General features: G+C 69.2%; 10 protein-coding genes. 1 reads left to right on the top strand and 9 read right to left on the bottom strand.

Translation table 11 applies throughout. The features are described 5' to 3' along the window. Positions 1 to 48 precede the first annotated feature (48 nt). Genes E7773_RS01445 through E7773_RS01460 form a run of 4 tightly spaced genes read right to left on the bottom strand, consistent with a single transcriptional unit; the run spans position 49 to position 5,923 of the window. Positions 49 to 894, bottom strand: coding sequence for a metallophosphoesterase (locus E7773_RS01445; protein WP_293987223.1), 846 nt, complete (start codon positions 892 to 894; stop codon positions 49 to 51). Next, the gene (locus E7773_RS01450; RefSeq protein ID WP_293987224.1) at positions 815 to 2,638 is read right to left on the bottom strand and encodes a cytochrome c3 family protein; all 1,824 of its coding nucleotides are present in this window, start codon (positions 2,636 to 2,638) and stop codon (positions 815 to 817) included. The genes E7773_RS01445 and E7773_RS01450 overlap by 80 nt, the downstream gene beginning before the upstream one ends. Positions 2,639 to 2,645: 7 nt before the next feature. Beyond that, positions 2,646 to 3,488 carry a hypothetical protein gene (locus E7773_RS01455; RefSeq protein WP_293987225.1) on the bottom strand — a complete coding sequence of 281 codons (843 nt, stop codon included), beginning with the start codon at positions 3,486 to 3,488 and terminating at the stop codon, positions 2,646 to 2,648. After that, entirely contained in the window at positions 3,488 to 5,923 is a 2,436-nt protein-coding gene (locus tag E7773_RS01460; RefSeq protein ID WP_293987227.1) for a cyclic nucleotide-binding domain-containing protein, read from the bottom strand. Before E7773_RS01460 ends, E7773_RS01455 begins: the two co-directional genes overlap by 1 nt. 75 nt (positions 5,924 to 5,998) lie before the next feature. Between E7773_RS01460 and E7773_RS01465 the strand changes: the two genes are divergently transcribed. After that, entirely contained in the window at positions 5,999 to 6,922 is a 924-nt protein-coding gene (locus E7773_RS01465; RefSeq protein ID WP_293987229.1) for a tetratricopeptide repeat protein, read from the top strand. An 8-nt stretch (positions 6,923 to 6,930) separates the two neighbouring features. On the opposite strand, the gene E7773_RS01470 is transcribed toward E7773_RS01465, so the two are convergent. From E7773_RS01470 to E7773_RS01490, 5 genes are read right to left on the bottom strand one after another with little or no spacing between them, the layout of a single operon-like run. Continuing rightward, positions 6,931 to 10,746 (bottom strand): hypothetical protein, encoded by a 3,816-nt coding sequence (locus E7773_RS01470; RefSeq protein WP_293987231.1) that lies wholly within the window; start codon positions 10,744 to 10,746, stop codon positions 6,931 to 6,933. Further along, positions 10,743 to 12,521, bottom strand: coding sequence for a ShlB/FhaC/HecB family hemolysin secretion/activation protein (locus tag E7773_RS01475; RefSeq protein ID WP_293987233.1), 1,779 nt, complete (start codon positions 12,519 to 12,521; stop codon positions 10,743 to 10,745). Before E7773_RS01475 ends, E7773_RS01470 begins: the two co-directional genes overlap by 4 nt. 28 nt (positions 12,522 to 12,549) lie before the next feature. Beyond that, the gene (locus E7773_RS01480) at positions 12,550 to 13,254 is read right to left on the bottom strand and encodes a hypothetical protein (RefSeq protein WP_293987235.1); all 705 of its coding nucleotides are present in this window, start codon (positions 13,252 to 13,254) and stop codon (positions 12,550 to 12,552) included. Then, on the bottom strand, positions 13,241 to 15,241 hold the full coding sequence (locus E7773_RS01485) for an adenylate/guanylate cyclase domain-containing protein (RefSeq protein WP_293987237.1): 2,001 nt from the start codon (positions 15,239 to 15,241) through the stop codon (positions 13,241 to 13,243). The genes E7773_RS01480 and E7773_RS01485 overlap by 14 nt, the downstream gene beginning before the upstream one ends. Beyond that, the gene (locus tag E7773_RS01490) at positions 15,238 to 18,273 is read right to left on the bottom strand and encodes a CHAT domain-containing protein (protein WP_293987239.1); all 3,036 of its coding nucleotides are present in this window, start codon (positions 18,271 to 18,273) and stop codon (positions 15,238 to 15,240) included. The genes E7773_RS01485 and E7773_RS01490 overlap by 4 nt, the downstream gene beginning before the upstream one ends. Positions 18,274 to 18,337: the final 64 nt, after the last annotated feature.

Genomic DNA, 18,337 nt, shown 5'->3' on the forward strand with positions numbered 1-18,337 from the left:
GCATCCCCCACCCCTAACTCCTCCCCTAAAGGGGAGGGGAAAGCCGGTTCACAGCCGCTCGGCGAACACCTTTTGCATGATCGGCCGCATCGAATCGTCGTACGCGACGATCACGCCTTCCGGCTCGGCGCGGTCGACGTGGCTGACGAGCTGGCCGTGCTCCCACAAGTGCAGCGCATAGGCCGGGGGCACATCGACGATGATCGGGCGACCGTCGGGACGGTTGGGGTCGATCGGCGCCAGCGTCAACGCGGCGGCGGGCGCGGTCGGCGGGCAGACGACGACGGGAAATCCCTCGAACCGCCCGGCGATCGAGCGATGGATATGGCCGCACAGCAACGCGACGATGTTGCCGCGTCCGGCAATCGCGCCGGCGAGCCGTCGCACCCATGGCTCGTCGGGATCGGTGGTCAGCCAGCCGATCCCGGTCTCGATCGGCGGATGGTGGAGCACGATGATCGTCGGCCGGTCGGGCGCCTCGTCGAGGCGGGCCGTCAGCCACGCCGCGCGCGCGCCGTCGAACCCGCCGCCGTGCCGCCCCGGCTCGAGTGTATCGAGCACCAATAAGCGAAGCTCGCCGCACTCGGCCGCATATTGCAGGAACCCGCCGGGCATCGGCAGATCGGGGAATACGGCGGCGAACCCGTCACGGCTGTCGTGATTGCCCAGCGCATAGTGCACCGGGAACGGGCACGCCGACAGCTTGTCGCGCAGCCGGCGATACGAACCCTCGTCGCCGCGCTCGGTCAGGTCGCCGCTCGCGATCAGCGAGTCGGGCGGTGTCGGCAGCGACCGCAAGCGGGCCAGCACCGCGTCAAGGCGGCGCGCGTTCATTTCCTCCGGGTCGTCGGGGACGAAGCCCAGATGAAGATCCGAGATTTGCGCTATCAGCATCTCCCCCTCCCCCCTTGGCCAGCAGCTTTGCCATCCGCACGGCATGCGGCGCGCCGTTGCCGCGATGGTAATCATGACACATCGCACACGTCGAGCGAACCTGTGGCGCGCGCGCTGTGTCGCCGCCGTGACACTGCCGACAGGTCGAGATACCCGGAAGCATCAGGATGCGCGAATCGTTCGTGGTCAGCGCCTGCGCGTGGCAGCTCGCGCAAGCCGCCGTGGTGTGTGCGGCATGGTCGAACCAGCCCTTCCCCATGTAGCGGCTTTGCTCGCGCACCGGCACCACGCGATAGTTGAGACCGCCTGGCGTGCTCGGCGGCACGATCACGTGGCAATCGTAACACGCGCCACGCGGCGAGAAGATCGCGCGGACCATCGCCGCGCCGCCGGTGCCGCCGCCACCATAGCCCGGTGCGGCCCTGATCTCGCCCGGACGTCCACGGTCCGCCAGCATCGCGGGGCCACCGCTGCCGCCCGCGGCGAGGATATCCGCGATCACTTGCGCGGCATTGCCGTGGCGCAGCGTCCGGACCGTGCCGCCGACGCGATCGAACGCGAGACTGTGGCATTGCGAGCAATTGCGCTCCATCGACACTGGCTTGAACCGCGCGCCACTGTCGTCGGGGATATGGCATTCGGCGCAATCGAGCGGCTTGCGTCCGAGCGATGCCTGCATCCGCGCGACCCCGCTCAGCCGCGAAAGATGGAGCGCGTGCGGGAATTTGAGCCCGCTGTCCTGCACGCGCGCCATCGGGTCGGCGATCGGGATGCGGGTGAAGCGCGGATAGTCGCCCGGCGTCGTCATCACCGCGGGCTGGAATTGCGGGTGCAGCCGCGCGAAATCGCCCGCATCGCCCAGTTTGGTGTCGGGGAGCTTGCTCTTCATGTCGGCGTGGCACGCGGCGCATTGCGTCTCCGCCATCGCGGGCATCGTGCCCGGCCCCGAATGCTCGGTATGGCAATCGACGCAGCGGCCGGGATCGCGCCCGAACATGTCGGCGATGGCGAGCTTGAGACTGGCGATCCCGCCGGGCCGCGGCTTGGCGCGCGCTTGGCGGTCGAGATCGGCATGCGCGGCGATGTCGGTGTGGCAGCTCTGGCACGCGGTATCGGGCACCGCGACGAACGCCGCGACGTGGCACGCCTTGCAGTCGCTGATCCCGGCATGCGCGCGCGACAGCGGCCCGGACGACCAGCTCTGGTCGATATGCTTGTACCCGCCCGCCATCTGCGCGTCGGTCAGCTTTGCCGGCGCGTGGGTAAACGACCAGATTGGCCAGGCCAGGAAGATCACGAGGATCGCGAGCGCGAGCGTCCACGCCATCGGACGCTTGCCGAGCGCCGCACCCGCGAGCGAGAAGCGCTTGCCCGTTTCCTCCGCGCCTTCGAGCGGCTGGCTGTCGCGGCTGATACTCACCGCGATCGCGCCGTCCTCGCCCGCGGCGATCGCGATCCACGCCGCGCCGATGCGGATTTCGCCGCCGCGCGTTGCGTCGATCTCGGCCTGCTCGGTCGACCGGCCGTCGACGAGCACCGGCAATCCCGCCAGCGTATGCACCGCGACGCGATGCCCCTCGAGTCGGCGAATGTCGGCGTGGTGACGCGTGACCTCGAGGTCGGTCAGGTGGATGTCGCTCGCCGGATCGCGGCCAATCGTCAGCACGTCGCGATCGACCGTCCGGGTCCGCACGATCTCGCGCCCGCTCGCGGCGCGTGAAGTGATGTGGAGGACGAAGCTCACGCCGCCGTCACCAATAGAAGAACACGGCGACGATATGCGCCGTCAGCGCCGCGATCAGCGCGAAGGTGGTGGGGACATGGACGTAGAGCCACCCTTCGAGCGCGGCCTTCAGCCGCATGTGGCGGCGCATCCGCACCAGCATCGCCGCGCGACGGTCGAGCAGGCCGATCACTGGCTCGGCATCGATCCGGTCGCGGCGAAATACGTCGAGCGCGTCCCGCGTCGCACCGCGTGGAAAGCGGCCGGCCAACCGCTGCCAGAATCCCGCCGCGAACGGATCGTCGGCGAGCGCAGCGCGGACTAGCGCGGCATGATGTCCGTCGAGCGATTGCGCGGCATCGTGGAGTTGCGAGTCGAGCGTACGCAGTTCGACGACCATCTGCGTCTCGGTCCGCTCGCCGCGATTGTCGGACAGGAGCCGGGGCAGCGTCGCGTAGAGGACGACCCCGACGAACCCTGACACGATCACCAGCAGCATCAACGCATAGGCCAAGGTGTGGACGTTCCAGCCGAACTGGAATCCGGTGTGGAGCGTCGCGATCACGATCAGCGCGAGCCCGAGATAGACATGCGCCGACGTCCACGCCTTGAGCGACCACGCGCCCGGCGTCATCGCGCGCTTGCGGATGCCGAGCGCGGTGAGCCACAGGATCAGCAGCGCACCGATCGTGCCGAGGATATAGCCGTACGCGGTACCGCCGCTCGGCACCGGCTGAGGGTTGTCGATCGCATAGATCACGATCGCGACCACGACGACGATCACCGCGATCTTCGCCCAGCGCAGCCTTTTGTGGCGCAGGAAGCCCTCGTTCTCGCCGATCCCCGACTTGAGCGCCCCCCGGCTCGCCATCAGCCCGCCTCGCGCTCGAGCCTGGCGACTTTGAGCAGGTCTTCGGGCGCGACGCGGAGAGCAGCGCCGGTTGGGCACGCCCGAACGCACGCCGGACCGCCTGCGATCCCGGCGCACATGTCGCACTTGATCGCTTTCTTGGGCACTTCGACGGTGCGGTTCTTCTCCGCCCACTTCTTGCTCGGCTCGCCCGGGCCGGGGCCGCGCCCGAACAACAGCCAGTCGACCAACCGCGGCTTCTTGGGCGGCACCTTGTCCATGCGGATCACGCCATAGGGGCAGTTGCGCTGGCAATTGCCGCAGCCGATGCACGTCTCGTTGATCGAAACCTCGCCGTCGGGCCCGCGGCGGATCGCGTTGGGCGGGCAGTCGGCCATGCAATGCGGGTGCTCGCAATGCCGGCAGCTGGTGGGGACGTGGACGTGCGCGTAGGTCCGCCCCGCCTCGCGGTCGAGACGCGACAGCCCGTCATGGCTGTCGGCGCACGCTTTTTCGCAATTGTCGCACCCGACGCAGAGTTTCTCGTCGATCAGCAGCACATCGGTCGCTTCGCCGATGCCGTTGTCGATCAGGAAATTGGCGACCGACGAATACATATCGACCGCGCCGGAGAACTCGCTCTTGCTCGCCTCGATATGCGCGTTGATTTCCTGCCGCGCGGCCATGTCGGTGCGGGCCTTCGCGGCGAGCGCGGGCTTGGCCGCGAGCAATCGCGCGAAGGCGTCGCCGTCGAGCTTGACCAGTTCCGACCTGATCGCCGCGCGCACCGTCGCGACGCGCGGGCGGCCGTCGATCAGCGCCATTTCGCCAAAATACGATCCCGCCGGCAGGTAATTGAGGAAGATCGGTTTTCCGCCAATCTCCTTCTCGACGATCATGCTGCCGACGCGCACGACATAGATGTCGCGGTCGGTGCCGCCTTCCTCGACGATCTTTTGTCCCGCCCGCGCGCGCACCACCTCGGCGCTCGCCAACACTTCGTCGAGGTCGGCGGGGGTCAGTCCCGACCCAAACATCTGGAGTAATTGCCGCTGGGTCGAGATGCGGTCGATCGTGCGCTTAGCGGCCGGCACCGTCGCCATCAGCTTGAGCGCGGCGGTACGGGGGATTTCGACCAGAATCGCGTCCGCCCCCGCGCGCACGGTGGCGCCACGGCGGCGGCCCGAGATCAACCCGACCTCGCCGACGATCGATCCGCACTCGATCGGGATCGCGCCGCCGTCGGCGGTGAGCACCTCGACATGACCCTCAGCGACGCCGAACAGCGATGAGCCGATCGCATTCTTTTCGAACACGATGTCGCCCGCACGGTACCGTTTCACCTCGGCGTCGAGGATGAATTCGCGCATCTGGAGCGGCGACAATTCGTTGAGGATACCGACCCGCTCGCGCAGGAAATCGAGCCATTCGGCGGTCGTGCGGCCTGCCCCCAGCCCCGCCAGCCGTTCCTCGACGATCGGCTCGTCGGCGGGCTTAAGGTCGGTGTTGCCGGCGATGAACTCGACCACGTCGTGGCCCTGGTTCATGCAATGCTTGATCAGCGGATAACCCGCGAGCGCGCCGATCACGTAGATGCCGGGCGTGCTCGATTCGAACTGCGGGCTGAGTTGCGGGAACGCCTCGCGGTCGGGCCCGGTGAATTCGACGCCGCAGCTTTCGACGAAGGCGCGCGGCGCCGTCGACCCCATCCGCGCGATCACGCGGTCGCAGCGCTGGCGGACCTGGCCGTCGCGCGTGTCGAGCACGATTTCGGTCGCCTCGATCGCCGCCGGGGTGGTTTCGGTGAGCACCTGGATGCGCCCGGCATCGCGCGCTGCCATCAGCAAATCGACGTTCGCCGCCTTGGCGCGCGCGAAATCGGCGCCGCGGTTGAGCAGTGTCACGACATTGCCCTGCTCGGCATCGGCGGCGAGCCCCAGCGCGTTCTCGATCCCCGCATCGCCCGACCCGATCACGACGATATGCTCGTCGACATATTCGGCGGGATCGTCGAGCTGGTACTGGACGTGCTTCAGCTCGGCGCCGGGCGCGCGGACCAGATTGGGGTTGCCCTGCGTCCCGATTGCCAGGATCACCGTCTCGGCCTCGATTGCGCTCCCATCGCCGAGCGTCAGCGTGAAGGCGCCCTTCACGCCCTCGATCTTCTTCACCTCGGCGCCGTGGCGGACGTTGACCTTGGCCTCAGCGATCTGGCGGTCCCAGGTATCGAGCACGGTCTCGCGCTTGCCCGCGTCGAAATCCACGTCCGAACGGAGCACCAGCCCGCTCGGCGTCGCCATGACGTGCTTGCCCTTCTGGTATTTGAAGATCGTGTCGGAGAGGTGGTCCGCGCTCTTTTCGAGCAGCACGTGCGGCATACCCCGCGCGGCGGCGCGCGCGGCGGCGCTCAACCCCGCCGGCCCTGAGCCGATGATCGCTACGGCGAACCGATCCATCCCCGCCTGCTCCCCCGCGCGCTAGCATTCCCCCGCGGCCGCGCTAATGTAAACGCGTGTCGGGGGATGGATGCAATGGCGGATAGCGGCGGAAGGACGATCGGCAGCCTCGGCTGGTTCGCGCTGGCCGGCGCGGCGGCGATCCTGATCGCCGCGATCGGGCTGCACCGCACCGCCGCGCCGGGCAACGATGCCGCCGTCTCCAACGCCGAAGCGCCTGCCGATCCGGCCGCGGCGATCGCGAGCCTTGAAAACAAGATGCGCGCGCATCCCGACGACGGCGAGGGCTGGCGGTCGCTCGGCTGGTCCTATTTCCAGATGCAGCGCTACGCCGACGCCGCCGGCGCCTATGCCAAGGCGACCAGGCTGCTGCCCAACCGTGCCGCGATCTGGTCGGCGTTCGGCGAGGCGCAGACGCTGGCGTCCAACGCGGTCGACCCAATCGCGCACGACGCGTTCGGCAAGGCGCTCGCGATCGACCCGAAGGATTCGCGCGCGCGCTATTTCCTGGCGGTCGAGAAGGACGTTAGGGGCGATCACCAGGGCGCGATCGACGACTGGATCGCGCTGCTGCGCGACGGCCCCAAGGACGCGCCCTGGGCGCAATCGGTGCACGATCTGATCGTGCAGGTCGCCGCCCAGCACAAGATCGACGTCAAGGGCCGCGTGCCCGACGTCGCGCCTGCCGCCGTGGCCGATGCGGCCGGTGCCGCGATCCCCGGCCCGACCGCCGATCAGATGAACGACGCCGCCAGCCTCACCCCCGGCCAGCAGAACGAGATGGCGCGCGGGATGGTCGACCGGCTCGCCCAGCGTCTCGCCGGGCAGCCCGACGATTTCGACGGCTGGGTGCGGCTGATGCGCGCGCGGATGGTGTTGCGCGATGGCAAGGGCGCCGGCGACGCGCTTGCCGACGCGCGCCGCGCTTTCGCTGCGGATGATGCGAAGCTCGCCCGTCTGACCGACGCCGCGCGCGCGCTGAACGTGCCGGGCGCCTGAGCCGGCGATCACGGCTTCGTACCGTCCGGCCAAACATCCTCGTTGCCGACGCCGATCACCGGTTCGTCGATCGGCGGTTCGACGCTGTACGGATCGAGCCCTTCGGCACCGATCGCGGGAAGGATGATCGGCGGGATGACGCCACTCAGCGCCGCTGCCTTGACCGGCGGCGACAGGAGCGGCCCGCCAGTGACGAGCCCGATCGTGTCGCGGACCCCCACCAGCGTTTGGGGAATGACCGCATTGGCGGGGCATGGCGCCGCCAGGATCCGACAACCGTTGACGGTCGATTGCGGGTCGAACAGCGCAGCGCCGCCCAGCCCGTTGTTCAGCGTGATCCGCGCGACCAACGCCGCGCCGGTAATGATCGTACCGTCCGCCAGCAGCTGACGACCGTTGATGACGATCCCGACCGCGCCGCCGCCACGCGTCGAAATGGTAAGGCCGCCATCGCCCACGGTGAAGCCGCGGCGCGCGGTGAGCAGTGGAGACACCGCGCCGGTGTTCTGAATGTACAGCCCGGCCGACACCGACAAGCGCAAGGTACCCGCGGTCAGATACCCCTGATCGTTGACCGGCCCGTCATTGATCCCGAGCCGCGCGTTGCGTGTGGTGACGTCGGGCTCGGCGGCGATGTCGGTGAGCGCGGCCTGCGAGCCGACCGCTACCGTCGCAGCATTGAGCGTCAGCGTGCCCGCCGGCGCTCCGGTCGCGCCGACCATCGCGATCGACCCCGCCGGCGTGACCACGCGGATCGCCGGTCCGGCATTGAACGTGATGCCGTTCGCCGCCGTGGCACTAGAGATAGCAACCGTACCGTTGACGATGATCGTGCCCGGCGTGGTGATCGAGAGCGTTCCGCCCAGATTGACCGGAGCGGGTGCGCCCGCACCGGTTAGCACCAAATTGCCCAATGTCGCATCGCCCGGCAGCACGATCGCGATGTCGCGCGACTGGACTCGGCCCAGCCCGGCGTTGGTCAGCGAATAGCCCGCACCGCCGGTCCCGCCGATGAAGCTCGCAGCCGTCCCGGTGCTCGTGAAGCCGACCGTCTGCGTGAGTCCGGCGATACCGATCTGCGACGCCGCGCCGATCTGCATCGCCGCCGATCGGAACGCGATCTGCGGGCTGCGCAGCGTCCCGTTCGCCGCGATCGTCTGGCCGGTCGCGTTGATCGCGGTGCCGGCAGTGCCATTGCCCAAGCTGACCGTCGTGCCGCCGGTGACGTTCAGCGTCGTTCCGGCGGTCGCCGTGCTGACCGTGATCACCGTACCTGCAGTGACATCGGCGCTCGTTCCAGCGCGCAAGGTCGCCGCGTCGACCGTGGTCACCGCATTGAGCCGGGCCGTTCGTACCGTCCCCAAAATCGCGCCGGTGCCGACCGCGATGCCCTGCCCGCGCATATCGGCATCGCCGGCGTTGACCGTGTCGACGGGACCGGCATTGCCGGCATGGGCAAGCGATACCGCGCCGCCGGCATTGGCGAGCAACGTGCCGCCCACGGTCAATCCGCCGGCGCCGCTTGCGGCATACGTTTGATCGCCGGTCGTGGTGATGGTCGCGTTGCCAGTGACGGCGATGCGATTACCCGTCGCGGTGAGCGCGAACGACGATCCGCCCGCAACCACGGCCCCCACGGCGCTGGCGTTGAGGCTGGCGAGACGGATCGCCGCACCGGGCACGGTGCTCGTGTTGGTGAACGCCACCTTGCCGCCCGCGCCGCCATTGGCGGACGCCGTCGTATCACCGAGTGTCATCGACCCGCTCATGCCGCCCGCGTCGGCCGCGCCGAGCGACACCGTGCCGCCCGCGCCCGCGGCGTTGCCGTCCGCCAGCAACGATGTCGTCTCGGCACCTAGGAGTGCGCCGTTCGCGGCCAACGTGACCGTACCCCCCGTGCCGGCCGCCACGGCCACACTGTTCGTGCCACCACGGCCCTGCGCGTCGATCGTGAGCGCCTGCGGCCCGACCGCATCGGCGATGGCCACCGCGCCGTTCTGCGCGCGCACCGTCGCCGTGCCGCCTTGTCCGGCACCGCCGGAGCCTCCCGCCGCATTCCCGCCGGTTCCGCTGACATCGATCGCCAGGCCCGGCAACGTCAGCGCGCCGCCATTGGTCGCCTGAACCAGCGCGGTACCGCCGGTCGCCGCGCCGCCGCCGGTCTGGCCGCTGCCGCCCAGCGCACGCGCGGCGATAGCCAACGCACCGGTGGGCGCGAATATCGCATTGTCGGCGATCAGGGTGGCGGTGCCGCCAATTGCCGCTGCCCCCACGCCGCTTGGTTCGTTGGCCACAATGCCGGCCGGACCGACGCCCGCGCTCGCGTCGATCGTGAGCGGTCCGACGTTGAGGCTCGCGCCGTTGGCCAGAGCCACGGTCGCGGCGCCGCCCCGGCTCGTCACTTGTCCTACACCCGTCGGCCGCGCGACGCCGGTCGCGCTGACCGTCAGCCCGGCGGCGGTGATGAAGCCTCCATCCGACGACACGCTGGCGGTCCCGCCGACCCCATCGCCACCGCCTTTGAACCCCCGGCGCGCGCCGTCGCCGTCGGCGAGCACGCTCAGCAGGCCCTTGATGTTGATCCGCCCGCCCGTGTCCGCGCCGACTTGCGCGGTGCCCGCGGTAAGCCCGAACCGCGCGCTTTGCAGCGTGACGTTACCGCTGGTATTGATCGTCCCGCTGCTCGCCCGCATCGTCGCGGTGCCGTCCGCGACCGCCAGCGTGTCGCCGCTCAGCGACAGCGTTCCCCCGCCTTGCGCGATCAAGCTGATGTCGCCCGATGCGCTGGCGACCAGCGGCGTCATCAGCGTGGCGTTGGTCAGTTGGATGCTCGCGGCCGGACCCGCCGCCGGCGCGCCGGTCAACACGGCATTGCCGTTGACCACGTCGCGCCCTGCGCTCAACACCACGGTGTTGCCGACCGCGGCGGCGCTCAAATCGTAGCCGATCGTCCCGCCGAGCAGCATCGTGACCGCGTTGTTCTTGGCGACCGTCACCATATAGATGCGCTTGTTGAGCGCCGAACCAGCAGTCACCGGACCCCCGGTCGACCCGCTATGGTCGATCGCCGCGCCGCCTACCGTCGTGCCCCCGCCGGCATCGATCGCGATGCTGAACAGCCCGTCGCCGATCGGCATGGTCAGCGTGCCTGTCTCCGCCGCGATATAGGCGATCTGGCCGTCGGCGCGGATGCTGCCCGACTGGACGATCTTCGGCGCGATCAGCGCGACGTAGCTGAGCGACGAAATCTTCGCGCCGGCGGCGATGTTGATTTGCGACGTACTCCCCACGCGCCCGACGAACCGCGCGACGTTAGGATCGAAGCCGCTGTTCGCATCGAGCGGAATGTCGTTCGCGCTGAGCAGGAGGCCGCCGACGTTGAACGTCGCGGTGCTCCCCACCATGAAGCCGCCCTGTGTGTAGAACCACACCGAACCGCCGGTAACCGCCGGCCCCGCAGCCGTGGCAACCTGAGTGGTAATCGCGCCGTTGAGCATGATCGGCACCACCGCGTTGGGCAGGATGCGGTTGAGCACGGTGTAGTTCGGCAGCGTGCCGATATAATTGACCGAATTCGCCGCCGGGAGGAAGTCGAGCGGTCCTACGGGGCTGGGGTTGAAGGACGACCAGTCGATCACCGCGATCGAGGAATCGATAGTGATCTGGTCGTGCCCGGGCGTCCGCGTGATACCGACCCCGCCGCGCTGGATCGTCGGATCACCTTGATAGCCCTGCGCGGCGGCCGGCAGGACATAGCCCGATGCGGCAATCGCGCACGCCGCGCAGGTAAGGCGCAGCACCATGGTTATACGACGCGGTGTCATAGCGACCTCCAGGGCAACAGCCGGGTGGTGAAGCTCACGAGCAGGCGGACGTCGTCGCGCCGGGTCGCGAGCGGCGTGCGGCTGAGCGGCGCGGCGAGCGTCACGTCGATCCGCGCGCGATCACCCCAGGCGGCGCGAACGCCGCCGCCCACCGAGTAGAGCGACCGCGCGCCGCCCCCCACCGCCAGTGGCCCCTGCGTCCACAGCCGGACTCCATCGACGAAAGCATAAGGCTGCACCGCGAGCTTGTTCGCGCCTTTGGGCACGATCGAGAACAGCCGCAGTTCGGCGGAGCCGCCAATCCCACTGTCACCAGTCAGCACGCCGGGGTCATAGCCGCGGCCAACGGTGTAATTGCCCGCCGACATTTGTTCATAGGCAAGTACGGGATCGGCGGCATATTGCCAGCGCGGGCTGAGCACGAACGCGATTTTCGGGGTCGGGCGGAACTCGAAATTACCGGCGGCGCGGATTACCAGCGCGCGCGGATTGGCGTCGAACCGGCTGATCGACGGCGCGGCGGTGCAGCGCAGGTACAAAGGCGCGGGCCCGCAATTGCCGCTCGCGCCCAGAATGCCGAGGCCCTGACGCACTTCGAGCGTGCCGCTCAACCGCCATTGCGGCTCGGTCGGGCTGTAGCCGCGCGTATTGCCGATGCTGTCGGGGTCGATCGCGTCGAAATCGAGCCGGCCGTAGAGCACGCGCAACTTGTCGGTATTGAGCGGCAGGCGGGCGAAGCGAAGCTTCTGGTCGATCACGTCGAGCCCGAGCGCGGCGCGGACCGTCTCGGCCTGACGCCGGACCAGCGGATAGCCGAGCTCTCCCGTCGCCACCAAGGTTCGTGCGCGCAGCGGATTGCCGCCGCCGATCGTCGGTCGCGTCCAGGCATAGGTGAAGTGTCCCGCGACGCTGAGGCCGCTCGTCCCCGGCCGCATCTCGTACCCCGCCTCGACCACGGTCTGCTCGCGCGTGTCGAACGTGTTGTCGAACCCCAACGTCGCGCGGTCACCGATCCCGAGCAAATCGTTGACCGTCAACCGCGCCAGCCCCGACCAGCGCCCGACCGCGCGCGATCCGTAATTCTGGACGTTGGCGTAGAGCTCGACCGGCGTGCGCGACACGATCACGTCGCCCGCGACTTCGCCCGGCACCGTGCCTGCGGGCTTGAGCACCAGATGGACCGTATAGCCTGGCAGATCGTCCGCCAGCAGCAGCGATCGCTCGGCTTCGAAGCGGTTAAACGGGCGCCCGGTCTTGAGCCGCTCAAGATAGCCGGCGAACAACTTTTCGGCGTTACCCGCATTGCCGCGCACGTGCAGCGCGACCAGCTTCGCCATCAGCACCTGAAAATGGACGACGCCGCCCTCGATCGTTTGCGGCGGCACCTGCACCGCGGCGAGATATCCCTTGTTGCGCAGGATCGTCGCGGCGGCGTCGCGGATCTCGCACACCACCGAGATTGGCGCAGTCTTGCCGACGAACGGCGCGGCGACCGAATCGAGCTCGGCGGGATCGACGTCCTCGAGCTGATCGAACACGGCGCGGCTGATCGTCACCTTCACCGACTGAAAGCGCGTATCCTCCAGCGGGCATGGCGCGCGCTCGATCCCGCCGGACACGGTCAGCCGCGGGGGCGTCGGCGGCAGCGCCTGGTCGGGAATGCGATTGATTTCCTCGCGCGTCGGCGGCGCAACCTGTGCCGCCACAGGCGTGGCGACGCCGCACGAAAGCGCGACTGCCAGCGATGCCAGGCGCGTGGCCTGCCGACGCGTCATCCGCGCGCTCCACCAAGGCCGGCGCGTTTCATTTAGCCGACGTCGATTTGATCAGCACGTCGAGCTGGCTCTGGCATTGGTTGGCGACCAACGCGCCGGCCAGTTGCTGAAGGTCGGTCGGCTGCGGCTGCACGACGCGAAACTCGATCGGCGATCCGTCGATGCGATAGGTCGCGCGATCGGTGGCCGGCAGCGACGCGGGCCACGCGACCGTGCTCTGCCCGGCGATCCAGTCGACCGTGGCGGCTGCTCCGCCATCCGCGGTGATCGTCGTGCGTTGCGCCTTGTCCGCGACACTGCGCCATAACGTTACGCCGTGCGGATCGCCGATGCATTTCGCGCCGCCCTCCGCCGAATCCACGAACCAGATATTGGGCAGGAGCTGCCCGTCGACCGGCGGCACGCTGCGCACCGCCCCGATGCGGGCGCGACGCGAATCGCCCGAACTGGCGAGCGCGGCAAGCGTGCTGGTCGTCGCGGTGCTCGCCTGCCCGATCACGAACGTCCCCGGCCCGCGCAGCACGCGCGTGCCCTTGGCGTCGAGCACCGTCAGCTGATCGTTGGCCTTGAGCGTGATGCGGGTGTCGTCGGCCATCACCTTGCCCGGCACGAAGCTGGAGGACGACGGGCCGGTCGCGCGCAACACCATGACCTTGGCGGCGGCCGGGGTCGCCACGAGCGACAGCCCGGCGAACAACAGCCAGCGAAATGGTTTCGGTCTAATCGAGCGCAAGACAGCCTCCTGGTCCAATGCGGTGCAAATTTTCGACGAGCTTGCCGAGCGCCCGGTCGCCGTCGCGGGCCCCCGCATAGCGCTCGAGTGCCGCGAGCGCGCCGGTCTCTCCCGAATCGAATTTGTCGAGCATTTCGCGGAACAGGTGTAGATCGTCGCGCGATGCTTCGGCGATCGGTTCGAACACTTCGATCGGGGTCGAGCGCCCGCGCACCGTGATCCGGCCCATCGGACGAAGCGGCGGATCGGTCATCGCCGCCGCGGCCTCGGCGCTGACCAACGCGCGGGTGCCGAGGCTCTTGTTCGCGCTTTCCAGCCGCGAGGCGGTGTTCATCGCGTCGCCGAGCGCGGTATATTGCATCCGCCCCTCGCCGCCGAAATTGCCGACGATCGCCTCGCCGCGGTGCAACCCGACGCGCGTCCGCCCGACTGGCGGGCAGTCGGCAGGGGGTGCGCGCCGGAATGCCTCCCCCGCCTCGACCATCGCAATCGCCGCGGCGAGCGCGCGGTCGCCATCGTCGGGCCGCGCGATCGGCGCCCCCCAGAACGCCACCACCGCATCGCCGACGAACTTGTCGACCGTGCCGCCATGCGCGAGCACGATGCCGCTGAGCCGGTCGAGATAGTTGTTGAGCAGGACCGCCGTCGTCTCCGGCGGAACGGCATGGGTCAGCTTGGTGAATCCTTCGAGGTCGCTGAACAGCGCGAAGATCGTCGTGCGCTCGCCATGCAGGCTCAGCTGGCTCGGGTCGCGCAGGATCGCGGACGCCACGTCGCGCGGCAGGTAACGGCCGAGCGCCCCTTGCGCGAAGCGGCGCTGCTCGGACCCGAAGCCTCGCGCCACCGCCGCGGCGACAATGTACGCCAACGTCCATCCGACCAGCCAGCCGAACGCGGGCAGCCCCAATGTGTCGATGCCGGCATATTGCAGCCCGACCGGGAGCGCGACGATCGCCACCACGCCCAGCCCCATCAGCCCCGCCAGCCGCCAGCCGCTGATATCGCTCGCCCCCAGCCCCGCACCCCCCAGCGTCACGACCAGCGCCAGCAGCCACAACATCAGCGGCGAAATCGCCACGGGAACCCTGCCGTCGAGCCGCTGCGCCAGCAGCACGGCATGGATTTCCAGCCCGATCGTCTTCTTGTCCTTGCTGATCAGCGTCTGCGGCGTGTCGAACCGGTCGAGATCGGTGATGTCGCCCCCGATCAGCACATAGCGGCCGGCGACCTGGCTCTTCAGCATGTCGATCGCATCGTCGTTCGCGAACAGGTCGATCGGCAGTTTCGCAAAAACCGGCTCGCTGACGATCCCCGGCATGTCGATTGCGTGCGGCAGGCGATAATCTATCGCGCGCGTATAGCCGGCGAACGCGCCCGCACCGCCCGCCATCCGATCGACCAGCAGCGGCGGCAGGCCGCGCGGACGTGGTGGCCAGCGGCGCATCACGCCGTCGGCGTCGTCCTCCAGCCGGATGCTGGCCGGATGGACGTTACCCGGGGCGAGCTTCGCCTGAAACTCCCGAATGAATTTCTCCTGCCACGACTGAACGGCGTCGGGATTGGTCGCGTTGGTGCCAAACGCGAGGAACGTCGGCGTTCGCATCCCCTGCATCGCCTTGATCAGCAGCGGGTCGTCGGGCGTCGCTTGGTCGATCAATATGTCGATCCCGATCGCCTTCGCCCCCAGCCGGTCGATATTGGTGAGCGCGCGCGCGAGCAGGGCGCGGTCGAGCGGCGAGCGTTTCCCGGTCGCTTCCAGCGTCTCGTCGTTGAATACGATCATGACGATGCGTTTGTCCTGGCCGACCTGCGGCGCCGCGGCGACGGCGCGAAGATCGTACATCGCGCGTTCGGCGTTGCGCGCGAGCATCACATCCCACGACCAGCGCGCGACCAGCAACGCGCCGACCAGCAACAGCATCGCGATCGCCAGCCGGACATAGCCGATCCGCCCGGCCGTCCGCCACAGCTGGCCGATCCTGCTCAACGGCCGCGCAGTACCGGGCGGATGCCGTCGCCGATCAGCGCGAAGCCGGCCCAGTAATAAGGGTGCGAGGTTTGCGGGTCGGCCATCAGCTTGAGCTGCGCCTGCCGCAGCGCCTCCGCCGTCGACGTGCCCGGTGGCGCCGTGAACAACCCACCGATCAACCGTTCGGTCGCCTTGTAATCGTCCGGCGCGGGCCAGTGACTCGCGAGCACCGACCGCCCACCCGCGCCGATGAAGGCGCGCACCAACCCATCCATCGCGTTGCCGCCGCCGGTGGTGATTCCCGCCGCGCGCGTCGCCTCGACGCTCGCCGCCGCCGCGGTGTCACAAGCCGACAGGATGACGAGGTCGGCGTCGAGCTTGAGCGCATAGATTTCATCGAAACTGAGCAGACCGTCGGACTCGCTCCCGCCAAACGACGTGAGCAGCGCGGGTTGCGACGGACATTGCGGTCTCGGCGCGACCACCAGGCCGTGCGTCGCGAAATGGAGGATGCGATAGTCGTCGAGCGCGGTATCGCCCGTGATGGCGGTATCGGTGAACGCGGCGCCTGTTTCGACCGTGGCGCCGCCCGCGCCGATCGCGGCCTTCGCGCTGTACAGTTCGGCGGGCGAAATCGGGTTGGCCCACACGCTCGCGGGCCAGCGGCAATCGATCATGCCGGACGATCCCGCGAAGTTGGTCAGCGCGCGGAACGGCGGGATCTGCGCGTTGTCGCCGAACCCGATATAGGCGCGCTGCCCGGTCGCCGGCGCGGTCGCGCGAACGTCGCGGAACGCGCGCGCCGACAGCGCCGTGCTGATCCCTACGCGCGCGCCCAGCCAGTCGATCCCGCGCATGTCGAACGGGTCGGCCTGGGGATCGGCGATCCTGGCCAGGTAGCGGTCGACTCCGCCCTGCTCGTCGATCAGCAGCGACACCGGCAGCCGCAGCATGGCGCCGTCCGGTTCGAAGATGAGGTGCTTGAGTTGCGGCAAACGCCCAGCGACCGGTCCCGCCAATGCCAGATAGAGCGCGCGCGACCCCGCGGCGTCGAACGGATACGTCACCGTCCGCCCATCCCGCGGCTCGGCGATCGTCGCGCGCAACGCATCGACGCGCTTGGCGAGCTCAGCCGGATCGAGCGGAAGCTTCCACGCCGTCGCGCCGTCGCGTGTGATCAGCATGCCGTAGATCGAGCGCCCCACGACAGTGAGCTTCCAATACCCCTCGCCCGGGTTCAACGCGGCCCGGAATGTCGCGAGGTCGAGCGCCTGGGTCGATATCGCGCGGTACGCCGGATAGGCCGCGAGCTTTGCCAGCGTCGCGCCTTGATCGGCCTGGATGCGCGCCAGTTCGGCCTGATCGGCGGCGATGCCCGCGCGGTCCGGCTCGGTCGGTTGCGGAATCGCGGCCAGCCGCGCGATTTCGACGCGCAGCACCTCGGCGCGGCGCGCGTCGGTCAGCGACTGGCGGAACAGCCGCGACGCCTCGCCCGACCCGCCCGACAATTCGCGCGCCAGCGTCGCTTGCGTGTCGGCGACACCAGGACGGAGGAGCACCTGGCTGGCGAGGAACAGGTCCGCCGGCCGCTCGGGCCGGCTGACCAGCAGCGTCATGTACGGGTCGAGCAACCGCGCGAACCCGGCTGGCGCTCCTCCGGCGGCGCCCAATTCCTTCACGACCCGCGCATACAATATCATGGCGTCGTCGGTCGCTCCGGTCCGCGCGTAAAAGGCGGCGAGCCGGGCAGTGGCGGCCGACAGCGCGGTGGACTGCGGATATTCGCGCCCCAGCACCGCGATCGCGCCGCCGAGCAACTTTTCGGCGCCCGCGCGGTCGCCCGCGCCTTCGGCCAGATAGGCTTGCTCGGTCAGCACTTGCGCGCGGAGCGGCGCGGTCGAGGCGATACGCCCGTTGCGAATGCGGTCGAGCGCCGGCGGCACATCGGCCAGCGCGCGCGCGGCTTGGTCGGGATGCCCTTGCAGCCGCAGGATCGCGCCGCGCAGCGCCATCGCCTGCGCGTCGAGGATTGCTCCCTTTTCGCCGCTGGTCAGCTTCTCCGCAGCGGTGATGCCGAGCTTGCGCGCAAGCGGCACGCCTTCGTTGAGCGCAACCGCAGTCTCGACGTCGATCGTGCTCGCGGCGGGCGCCGGAAAGGCCGGCTCGACTGGCACGTCGAGCGCCGCCATCGCCTCGTCGGGGCGCTCCTGGTTGAGCAAATGGAGCGCCCGATAATTGCGCCGCAGCCGCAGCTCGACGCGGTCGCTGGTCGGCACGCGATCGGCCTCGGCGAACAACGCGTCGGCCTGGGCGAAATTGCCGAGATCGGATTCCTGCAGCGCGCGATTGACCAGATATTCGCCGCGCCGCGCACCCGCGGTATCGGTCAACGCGTCCGTACGCTGGAGCAATGTCTCGAAGAACGCCGCCGCTTCGGCGAAGCTGCCCGAATTGTTGCGGCGATAGCCCTGCTCGCGCGCCGCCGCGGGATCGAGCACGCCGGCCTGCGCGCGGGCGAACGCCGCGGGGTCGCCCGCTTCGGTAACCGCGATACTCACCTCGCCCGGCACGACGTGGTCGGCGACGAGCGACCGCAGCCCAAGCTCGAGCGCGGAGACATAGCCGCCCAGCCCTTCGGCCGCGTAGAGCGTGTTGCCCTTGGTCGTCGTCAGAATCGTGTAAGCCGCCCCGTCGCGCGTGATGCAGCGCGTCATCTGCACCTGGCCGGCGTCCGCCAGCGTCGTGACAGTGGCGGACCGGCAGGCAAGCCCGGGCTCGCGCCGCGCGGTCAGCCGGGCAGCGGGATCGTCTCTGCCGACCCGCAGCGCATACAGATGCCCGACCGGCGCAGCAGCGTCTCGGCAGACGATGGCGTAGCTGCGATCGAACAGTCCCGACGCGACCGGATCGGCCGTCGTCGCGCCGACCCGGCACAGCGCCTCACCGCTTCCCAGGGCGAAATTGTCGGCCATGCTGGGCCTGACCGCCGATTGCGGCCGCGCGATCATCGGCACGAGGAGCAAGGCAGCCAAAAGCGCGGCGCGAAACATCTACATCCCCTCAGGGATGGCACCTGCTTGGCGTCCAGCCCCGTCCTTCACGCGCAACCCGAAG

This window comes from Sphingomonas sp., assembly GCF_004799495.1.
Lineage (GTDB): Bacteria > Pseudomonadota > Alphaproteobacteria > Sphingomonadales > Sphingomonadaceae > Sphingomonas.